9 protein-coding genes are annotated in these 9421 nt (G+C 64.8%); 7 read left to right on the forward strand and 2 right to left on the reverse strand.

All coding sequences use genetic code 11. The features are described 5' to 3' along the window. The 4 genes from ACE3S9_RS09760 to cdd form a co-directional block, all read left to right on the forward strand. A partial coding sequence (locus ACE3S9_RS09760; RefSeq protein WP_374546263.1) for an efflux RND transporter permease subunit occupies positions 1-906 on the forward strand: 906 nt, incomplete at its 5' end. 111 nt (positions 907-1017) lie between these two features. Continuing rightward, complete coding sequence (locus tag ACE3S9_RS09765; protein ID WP_374546264.1) at positions 1018-1566, forward strand: DUF1269 domain-containing protein; 549 nt, start codon at positions 1018-1020, stop codon at positions 1564-1566. Positions 1567-1722: 156 nt separating this feature from the next. Continuing rightward, complete coding sequence (locus ACE3S9_RS09770; protein WP_374546265.1) at positions 1723-2514, forward strand: hypothetical protein; 792 nt, start codon at positions 1723-1725, stop codon at positions 2512-2514. Positions 2515-2539: 25 nt separating this feature from the next. Next, a complete protein-coding gene (gene cdd, locus ACE3S9_RS09775; RefSeq protein WP_374546266.1) occupies positions 2540-2950 on the forward strand; it encodes a cytidine deaminase in 411 nt (136 codons plus the stop codon). A gap of 141 nt (positions 2951-3091) precedes the next feature. Here cdd and ACE3S9_RS09780 read toward each other — a convergent pair whose 3' ends face one another. Then, a complete protein-coding gene (locus ACE3S9_RS09780; RefSeq protein ID WP_374546267.1) occupies positions 3092-4693 on the reverse strand; it encodes a glucan biosynthesis protein in 1602 nt (533 codons plus the stop codon). Between the two features lie 671 nt (positions 4694-5364). On the opposite strand from ACE3S9_RS09780, the gene ACE3S9_RS09785 reads away from it, so the two are divergent. From ACE3S9_RS09785 to ACE3S9_RS09795, 3 genes are all read left to right on the forward strand, one after another. Continuing rightward, the gene (locus ACE3S9_RS09785; protein WP_374546268.1) at positions 5365-6507 is read left to right on the forward strand and encodes a type III PLP-dependent enzyme; all 1143 of its coding nucleotides are present in this window, start codon (positions 5365-5367) and stop codon (positions 6505-6507) included. A gap of 133 nt (positions 6508-6640) precedes the next feature. Beyond that, the gene (locus tag ACE3S9_RS09790; RefSeq protein ID WP_374546269.1) at positions 6641-7234 is read left to right on the forward strand and encodes a GNAT family N-acetyltransferase; all 594 of its coding nucleotides are present in this window, start codon (positions 6641-6643) and stop codon (positions 7232-7234) included. A 148-nt stretch (positions 7235-7382) separates the two neighbouring features. After that, positions 7383-8816 carry a homospermidine synthase gene (locus ACE3S9_RS09795; RefSeq protein ID WP_374546270.1) on the forward strand — a complete coding sequence of 478 codons (1434 nt, stop codon included), beginning with the start codon at positions 7383-7385 and terminating at the stop codon, positions 8814-8816. 119 nt (positions 8817-8935) lie between these two features. Here ACE3S9_RS09795 and ACE3S9_RS09800 read toward each other — a convergent pair. Continuing rightward, positions 8936-9421: alpha/beta fold hydrolase (locus ACE3S9_RS09800; RefSeq protein WP_374546271.1), on the reverse strand; the 486-nt coding region annotated here is incomplete at its 5' end.

A 9421-nucleotide genomic window follows, 5' to 3' on the forward strand; every position in this document is an offset into this window, starting at 1 on the left:
AATATGAACATGTTCGGCCGCACCTGGCAGGTGCAGGTCCAGGCTGAGGCGGAGGATCGCAAGAGCGTCGACGACATCTATCGGATCAATGTCCGCTCCAATGACGGCAAGATGATCCCGCTGCGCAACCTCGTGGAAGTGAAGGTGGTGGTCGGGCCCCCGGCGCTGATCCGCTACAACAACCGCGGCGCGGCGACCGTGCAGGGCGGCCCGGCGCCGGGCGTCTCGTCCGGGCAGGCGCTGGCGGCGATGGAGGAGGTGGCGGCCAAGACGCTGCCGTCCGGCTATGCCGGCGAATGGACCGACACCGCCTTCCAGGAAAAGCGGGCCGAGGGCAAAACGGCGATCATCCTCGCCTTCGCCATTCTGTTCGCCTATCTGTTCCTGGTCGGCCTCTATGAGAGCTGGACCATTCCGGTGCCGGTCCTGCTTTCGGTCTCCATCGGCGTGTTCGGCTCCTTCCTGTTCATCCTGCTGGGCGGGCTGACGCTGGACCTTTATGGCCAGATCGGCATGGTCGTGCTGATCGGCCTCGCGGCGAAGAACGGCATTCTGATCGTCGAATTCGCCAAGGAGCAGCGCGAGCGCGGCGTGCCGCTGCTGGAGGCGGCGACCGAAGGCTCGCGCCTGCGGTTCCGTCCGGTGATGATGACCTCGCTCGCCTTCATTCTCGGTCTTTATCCGTTGGTGGTCGCCCAGGGCGCCTCGGAACTGGCGCGGAAGAATGTCGGCACGCCGGTGTTCGGCGGCATGATCCTGGCCTCGGTGGTCGGCATTTTCGCCATCCCGCCGCTTTATGTGGCCTTCCAGGCGATCCGGGAGAAATTCCGGCCCTCGGCGCGGCCGAAAGACGAGGCTCCGCCCCCGCCCGCCGAAACTTCGGGAGCGGGCGCCGCCCAGGCGTGATCGGCGCCGCGCTTTCATCGCGGCGTCGTCAAGACAAGGGACAACAAAGCGTTCCGTCACGGCCTCCGGAGGTTCCGGGAATCCGCGGCGGCCGGGAATGGAGGAAACGACATGAGCGATCTGGTTTTCATAGCCTTCGAGAACGAGCAGAAGGCGGAGGAAGTGCGCGACCGCATCCTCGGGATGCAGCGCGAATATCTGATCGACATCGGCGACGCCGTGATCGCGGTGCGCGACGACAAGGGGCGGGTCAAGCTGAACCAGCTGATGAACACGACAGCCGCCGGCGCCGCGTCCGGCGCGCTGTGGGGCACGCTGATCGGCATGTTGTTCCTGATGCCGCTGGCGGGCGCGGCGGTGGGCGCTGCGGGCGGCGCGCTCGGCGGCGCCCTCACCGATTTCGGCATTAATGACGACGACATGAAGAAACAGGCCAATGACGCGCTCAAGCCCGGCATGGCGGGCCTGTTCCTGCTGATCCGCAAGATGACCACGGACAAGGTGCTGGAAGACCTCAAGGGCGTCGGCGGCACGGTGATCCGCACCTCGTTCGACCATGCGCTGGAAGACAAGCTGCGCCAGTCGCTGGACGCCGCCCCCGCCGCCCCCGCCGCCCCCGCCGCGCCGCCGGCGCCGCCCGCCGAAACCCCTTCCGCCTGACGGATCGCAACGCGCCGCTCGCGCGGCGCGTCCTCCCGGGTCATGCACAGAAATCGCTTCGCGTTTGAATTGACGGCGCTTTCGCGCTCGGGCTAACTTGAGCTTGGGTTTGGCGTCCTTTCAGGCTGCGACATGCAGCGGCAGTGTTTTTCCTTTGTGTTTTTTTCGGTCGCGATGGCGCTGTTCATCGCGGCCGCGAGCGCGATTCCGGCTTTGGCCGGGGCCTGGACGCCCGACCAGGGCCATGGCGAAATCATCGTCACCACTTTTTTCGAACAGGCCAATGTCGCCTATAATCAGGCGGGGCAGTTCACGCCGACGCCGCTCTACCGCAGCGCGCAAGGCTCGGCTTTTGTCGCCTATGGCGTGACCGACTGGCTGGCGGCCATCGTCCGCCCAGGCGTGCAAAGCTCTTCGCTGGCGGCTCCGGCGAGCCAGACTTACACCGGGCTCGGCGACAGCGAGATCGCGGCTCAGGCGCGGGTCTGGCGCGACGAGTCGACGGTGATTTCGGTGCTGGCCGGACTGCGCGCGCCGACCACCGGCGGCGCGACCAATAGCTGGCTCGCCGGGCCGAGCCAGCCGGAATATGACCTGCGCCTGCTGCTCGGCCACAATCTGGCCTTGGCCGGCTATGCGGGCTTTGTCGATTTCGCCGCGGGCTTTCGTCTGGTCGGCGGGACGGCGCCCAATGAGGGCCATTTCGACGCGACTTTCGGGCTTTACGCGACCCCGGACCTGCTGGTGCTGGCTCAGAGCTTCAACACGATTTCCGGCCCCTCGAACAATCCGAACACGCCGCAATGGGCGCAGGCGAAAGCGCAGCTGAGTCTGGTCTATAGTTTGGATCCGTCATGGCGCGTGCAGGGCGGCGGCTTCTTCACCCTTGCCGGCCAGAACGCCTATCGTGAAAATGGTCTGCTGCTCGCGCTGTGGCGGAAATTCTGAGAGGTGGCAAATTCTGAGAGGCGGAATGACCGGACTGGACGATTTGTTCGAGCGCGCCAAGGCGGCGCGGGCCCGCGCCCATGCGCCCTATTCGCATTTTCCCGTCGGCGCGGCGCTGCGCACGCCGGGCGGCGCGATCTTCGCCGGATGCAATGTGGAAAACGCCGCTTATCCGCTGGGCGTCTGCGCGGAAACCGCCGCCATTTCCGCCATGGTCGCGGCGGGCGAAACGCAGATCGCGGAAATTCTCGTCCTCGGACCGGGGCCGGGCCGGATCACGCCGTGCGGCGCCTGCCGCCAGCGTATTGCCGAATTCGCCACGCCCGAAACCCGCGTCCATTGCGCGGATGAGACCGGCGCGGCGCAAAGCCTCGCCTTGTCCGATTTGCTGCCGCTGGCCTTCGGCCCCGTTTCGCTCAGGCGCGACCAGATTTGATTGCGATTCGATCGAATCGCGATCAAATCTAGATTCCTTTGTTGTCGCAGCGTTTTCGCGAACCGAAGGTCCGCGTAAGCGAAAAACCGGCATCCACTTTTTCGCACGCTGCTCTAAGGCAGAAGGCTGCCAGAATACTGATTATTCCGCGATCCAGGGCATCAGCCAGGTTTCGGTGAGCACTTTCGGACCGGCGTGCAGATAGGCGCGGATGTCGGTGCTCTGCCCCGGCTCGACCTGCACGTCGACGAAGGCGCGGAAGCCTCCGATATGGGGATTGGGCATCAGGATGGTGCGGGTGACCTTGCCGACCGAGGCCGCAGCGGAGATTTCCACGCTGTTCGGGTCCTGCGCGTAATAAGCGAGGTCGCCGCCGGCGAAATCGACGATGAAACGGCGCGAGCCGACATCCACCGCCTCGTTGGAGCCAAGCGCCTTGGGGCTGGTCCGCCAGGTGTTGACCACGCGGCCATTGGGCGAGAGGTCGGCGGCGTCGAGCACGGCGCGGATGCTATAGGAATAAGTAAAGGGTTTGTTTGCCTCTGGCGCCGTCTTCGGCGTCCAATAAGTGACGATATTGTCGGCGGTCTCGTCCTTGGTCGCCAACTCCAGCAGTTCGATGCGGCCCTCGCCCCAATCGCCGTGCGGCTCGACGAAATAGGTCGGGCGCGTCTCGTAGGTCAGTTCGAGATCCTGATAATGGTCGAAGGAGCGGTCGCGCTGGACGAGGCCGAAGCCCTGGATATTGTTGTCGGCGAAAGTGGTCATCACCTTGACGCGCGGCGCCCGCAAGGGCCGCCAGATCCATTCGCCCGCGCCGGAATGCATTAGCAGGCCATCGGAATCGTGCAGTTCGGGCCGCCATTCGTCGGGCGTCTTCACGGCGGTATGCTGTTCGTCGGCGTAGAACATCGAGGTGAGCGGCGCCATGCCGAATTTCACATTGTCGCGGCGCGGGAACAGGGTCGCCCCCACTTCCATCACGCTTTCGGCGCCGGGATAGAGGTCGAAGCGGAAGGCGCCGGTGACCGAGGCGCTGTCGAGCAAAGCGTAAATGGTCGCCTTGTCCGGCTCGCTCTCGGAGGTCTCGATCCAGAATTCGCGGAAATTGGGAAATTCCTCGTCGTCGCCGCCCGTGTTCACGGACAGGCCTCGCGCAGAAAGGCCGTAGCTCTGGCCGCGGCCGAGGAAGCGGAAATAGGAGGCGCCGAGGAAGGAGACGATCTCGTCCTGGCTGTGCGGAGAACTGAGCGGATAATGCAGCCGGAAGCCGGCGAAGCCCAGATTGACCGGCAGGTTCTTGTCGAATTTGGTGCGGCCGTAATCGAACAGGCCGGCCGAATAGGGAATCGGCGTGGCGATGCCGTCGCGGATGGTGTTGATCACCACCGCGCGCTTGAAGCCATAGCCGAGATGGAACAATTGCAGCCGATAAGGTCCGGCTGTGATCGGCGATTTCTCGGCCTTGAAGCGAATTTCGCGATAGGAATCGAAATCCAGCTTGGTCAGCGCGTCGGGCAATTTCACGGTTGAGGCGTCATAGGGCGCGGCGGCGAGCTCGCGGGCGCGCTTGACCACATCCTCGAAGCCGAAATGCGCCGCCGGGGGCTGGCCGCTCGCCGCCGCGCCGGGCGCGGGCGTGGGGCCTTGCGCCAGGGCGCGGGAAAAACCATGCGGGGCGAGCGTGACGGCGCCGGAAACGGCGAGGGCGTTGAGCAGGGTGCGGCGGTCGAACTGGGGCATGGGACAGGTCACCGGAGAAAGGCGAGGGCCGCGATGAAATCGGCGCGGCTCAAGCAGTTATCCACGATTTGCGGCCTCCGCAAGGCGCCTGAAGCGCAGGCGCTTAACGGGACCTTTCGGGCGCGGGCGCCACAGGGGCGAAAAAAAGCAAAGCTTGCCAATTTTTCACTTGCGTTCGACTCGCGAATTCATATGTATGGGCCTGCCCAAATCGCACGTGCCTGTGGTCGTGTGTCGGTTGGCGGGACCCCGGACAAGAGGCCGGTGAAACGCCTGAAAATCCAACCGGCAGCCGGAGGCGAACCGGCGAACTCCGTCTGTACGGAGGATCGCGACTTAAAGCAACGACGGACCGGGCTTTTTCGTCTCTGTCGGCCCTCCAAAGGCCGGCTTACCGAAGAGGCTAGTCTTTCTTGCCGGGCGTGCGGAACGGGATTTCCCATTCCAATCGAAGGCCGCTTAAATCTTGGCAGGCGTAACGCCTTCCGAGCTTTTCGCGTCCACGGCGCAGCACCGGACCGTCAGGCGGCGCATCATGCGCGGACGAGCGGTCCTGGACGGCGTTTTCTTCTGCATCTCGCGTCTCCATCGCGCGAGGGCGGACGGCTGGCGCTCGCCCTTCCGAAGCCCTGTAGTTCTGGCGGGAAGCCGCCCTTCGTTGGGATGCCGCGATGACCGATCGTATCCTCGAGTTCCTCCGCAACCGCCGTGAGGCGGGTCTGGATTCCGCTCCTTGTCTCGTCGTCGACCGTGAGGTCGTGCGCGAGAATTATTTCGCCTTCGCCAAGGCGCTGCCGGACACCCGCGTGTTCTATGCGGTCAAGGCCAATCCGGCGCCGGAAGTGCTGGCGCTGCTGGCGGAGCTGGGCTCCTGCTTCGATTGCGCCTCGGTGGTCGAGATCGAGCAGGCGCTCGCCGCTGGCGCGACCCCGGACCGCATCTCCTTCGGCAACACGATCAAGAAGGAGCGCGACATTTTCCGCGCTTTCCAACTTGGGGTTCGCCTGTTCGCGGTCGATTGCGAAGCCGAGGTCGAGAAGGTCGCGCGCGCCGCGCCGGGGGCGAAGGTGTTCTGCCGGATGCTCTGCGACGGCGTCGGCGCCGAATGGCCGCTGTCGCGCAAGTTCGGCTGCGCGCCGGAAATGGCGCCGCGCGTGCTGGAGCATGCTCATCGCCTCGGCCTTGAGGCCTATGGCCTGTCGTTCCATGTCGGGTCGCAGCAGCGCAACCCGCGCATGTGGAACGGCGCGCTCAAGAGCGCGGCGGGCGTGTTCCGCGAATTGGCCGAGCGGGGAATCACTCTTCAGATGGTCAATCTCGGCGGCGGCTTCCCGACCCGCTATCTGAAGCGCGTTTCTGCCGTGCGCACTTATGGCGACGCCATTTTCCGGTCGCTGCGACGACATTTCGGCAACCAGATTCCGGAGACGATCATCGAGCCGGGACGCGGCATGGTCGGCGACGCGGGCGTGATCGAGGCGGAAGTCGTGCTGATTTCGAAGAAGTCGGACGACGACAAGGTGAAGTGGGTCTATCTCGACATCGGCAAGTTCAATGGGCTCGCCGAGACCATGGACGAGATGATCCGCTATCCGATCCGCACGGATTTTGACGCGGATCCGCGCGAGCCCTGCGTGCTCGCCGGCCCGACCTGCGATTCGGTCGACGTGCTCTATGAAAAGGAGCCGTATCTGCTGCCGGTCAGTCTCGAAATCGGCGCGAAAGTGCTGATCGAAGGGACGGGCGCCTATACGACGACCTATTCCGCTGTCGGCTTCAACGGCTTTCCGCCTCTGAAGTCTTATGTGATCTGAGTTCGGTTCCAGGTCTTTCGGTTCCGAGTTTCCCGTCATCACACGCCGCCTGTCGCGAGAGAGGCGGCGGCCTCCTCACCCCGCGCCGGCGCGTTCCGGCCGCGGTTTTCTGCGACCCGAGGAAGGTCACGTCATGAACCAGATTGCGACCCCGTTCGCCGCTCCGATCCCTCTCGCCGCCGGTGAGATCGTCATCCGCGAGGAAGCCGCCCGCGACTTCCTCGCGCGCGAAGCCCTGCTCGACCGCGCCTTCGGCCTGACCCGCTGGCGCAAGACCTGCGAGCGCCTGCGCGAAGGCCGCCTGCCGGCGGAGGGCCTCGCCTTTTCCGCCATCCGCGACAATGTGCTGGTCGGCACGCTGCGGTTCTGGTCGATCGAGGCCGGAACCGTTGATGGTGTGGGCTGCGACGCCTTGCTGCTCGGCCCGATCGCGGTCAGCGAATCTGTGCGCTCAAAGGGCCTCGGCGGCCAGATGATCCGCCTCGGCCTCGACCGCGCCCGCGCGCTCGGCCACAAGGCGGTGATCCTGGTCGGCGACGCGCCTTATTACGAGCGCTTCGGCTTTTCCCGCGCGGGCGCGGAACAGCTCGACCTGCCGGGCCCGGTGGAGCTGGCGCGCTTCCTCGCGCTGGAGCTGGAGCCCGGCGCGCTTTCCGGCGCACAGGGCATGATCCGGGCGACCGGCGCCTTCGCGGCGTCGGAAGGCGAGCGCCGTCTGGCGGCGTAACCTTCTTCAAACCGTCACATCCAATGGCAAGATTCGCTTCGGCGCGGGCGGGGACGCTTGACCCCGCCCGCCGCCTTTGCGAGTAAACAGCCCGTCTTTCCCGCCCCTTTCGCGCCAAGCGAAGCCTCACAGAGAACAGGAAAACATCATGACTGACTGGCCCGTTCATGGCCGTATTTCCGGCCCGATCGTGATGATTGGCTTTGGCTCCATCGGCAAGGGCGCGCTGCCGCTGATCGAGCGTCATTTCGAATTCGACCACAAAAGGCTCGTCGTCATCGATCCGACCGACGTCGATCGCGAGATCGCCGAATCGCGCGGCTATGAATTCATCAAATCGGCCGTCACCAAGGACAATTACCGCGACCTGCTGATTCCACTGCTGACCCGCGGCGGCGGCCAGGGCTTCTGCGTCAATCTCTCGGTCGACACCTCGTCGCTGGCGATCATGGAGCTGTGCCGCGAGATCGGCGCGCTTTATATCGACACCGTGGTGGAGCCGTGGCTCGGCTTCTATTTCGACAAGAATCTCGGGCCGGAAAAGCGCTCCAATTACGCGCTGCGCGAGACGGTGCTGGAAGCCCGCCGCAAGAATCCGGGCGGCACGACCGCCATTTCGACCTGCGGCGCCAATCCAGGCATGGTGTCCTGGTTCGTGAAACAGGCTCTGGTCAATCTGGCCGCCGATCTCGGCGACAAGGCGCCCGAGCCGACAACCCGCGCCGAATGGGCTGCGCTGGCGCAGCGCCTCGGCGTCAAGGGCGTCCATATCGCCGAGCGCGACACCCAGCGCGCCAAGGACCCGAAGCAGCGTGGCGTCTTCGTCAACACCTGGTCGGTGGAAGGTTTTGTTTCGGAAGGCCTGCAGCCGGCCGAACTCGGCTGGGGCACGCATGAGACCTGGATGCCGGAAAACGGCCGCACCCATAAATTCGGCTGCGGCGCCGCTATCTATCTGTTGCAGCCCGGCGCCAACACGCGCGTGCGGAGCTGGACGCCGACTCCCGGCCCGCAATATGGCTTCCTCGTCACCCATAACGAGGCCATCTCGATTTCGGATTATTACACCGTGCGCAATGACAAGGGCGAGGCGGTCTATCGCCCGACCTGCCATTACGCCTATCACCCGGCCGATGACGCCGTGCTGTCGCTGCATGAAATGTTCGGCGCCAATGGCAAGGTGCAGGAGAAGAACCACATCCTGACCGAGCACGAGATCGTCGACGGCATTGACGAACTCGGCGTGCTGCTGTTCGGCCACGCCAAGGGCGCCTATTGGTACGGCTCGCAGCTTTCGGTCGAGGAAACCCGCGAATTGTGCCCCTATCAGAACGCCACCGGCCTTCAGGTCTCCTCGGCGGTGCTGGCGGGCATGGTCTATGCGCTGGAAAATCCGAACGAAGGCATTCTGGAAGCCGACGAGATGGACTACAAGCGCTGCCTCGAAATCCAGACGCCCTATCTCGGCCCGGTGGTCGGCGTCTATACCGACTGGACCCCGCTGCAGGGCCGGCCGGGCTTCTTCGCCGAGGATCTCGACGAGAGCGATCCCTGGCAGTTCCGCAATATTCTGGTGCGGTGAGGCTTCCCCTCTTTGGTCGCTACCGGGGCGCTGGCCGGTGACCATGACAGGTTTTTCGAGGGCGCGATTTCGATCGCGCCCTTTCTGTTTGCCGAATTGTCGCGTTGCGACGCCGGCTTCTAGGACCCGTTCTCGGCAAGAAAACCGCGGACCATGGCGGTCGTCGCCTGCGGGTTCTCCTCCATGATCCAGTGGCCAGACGCCGGAACGACTCCCTCCCGCACGTCGGCAGCCGCGGCGCGCATCACGGTAGCCATCATCCCGCCGAACGACTTCTCGCCCCCGACCGCCAGCACCGGCATCGCCAGACGCGCCCCGGTGGCGAGCCACGCGCGATTGTCGTCCGCATCCTGGTCGAAGGCCGCGAATTGCGCAAAACCCGAATGCATCGCGCCAGGACGGGCGTAAAGCTGCGCGTAGTGAGTCCGGGTCGCCTCAGTGAATTTGGCGGGATCGGCCGAGAACTCATTCCAGAAGCGGTCGAGATAGATCCGTTCGCGGCCTGCGACCAGGCGCTCCATGTCGGGGCCGCCGAAGCGAAAATGCCAGAGAAGCGGGTTTTTCAGAATCTCGTCCCAGGGGCCGACGCCCGGGATCGGGGCGTC

The organism is Rhodoblastus sp., from assembly GCF_041915505.1.
Lineage (GTDB): Bacteria > Pseudomonadota > Alphaproteobacteria > Rhizobiales > Beijerinckiaceae > Rhodoblastus.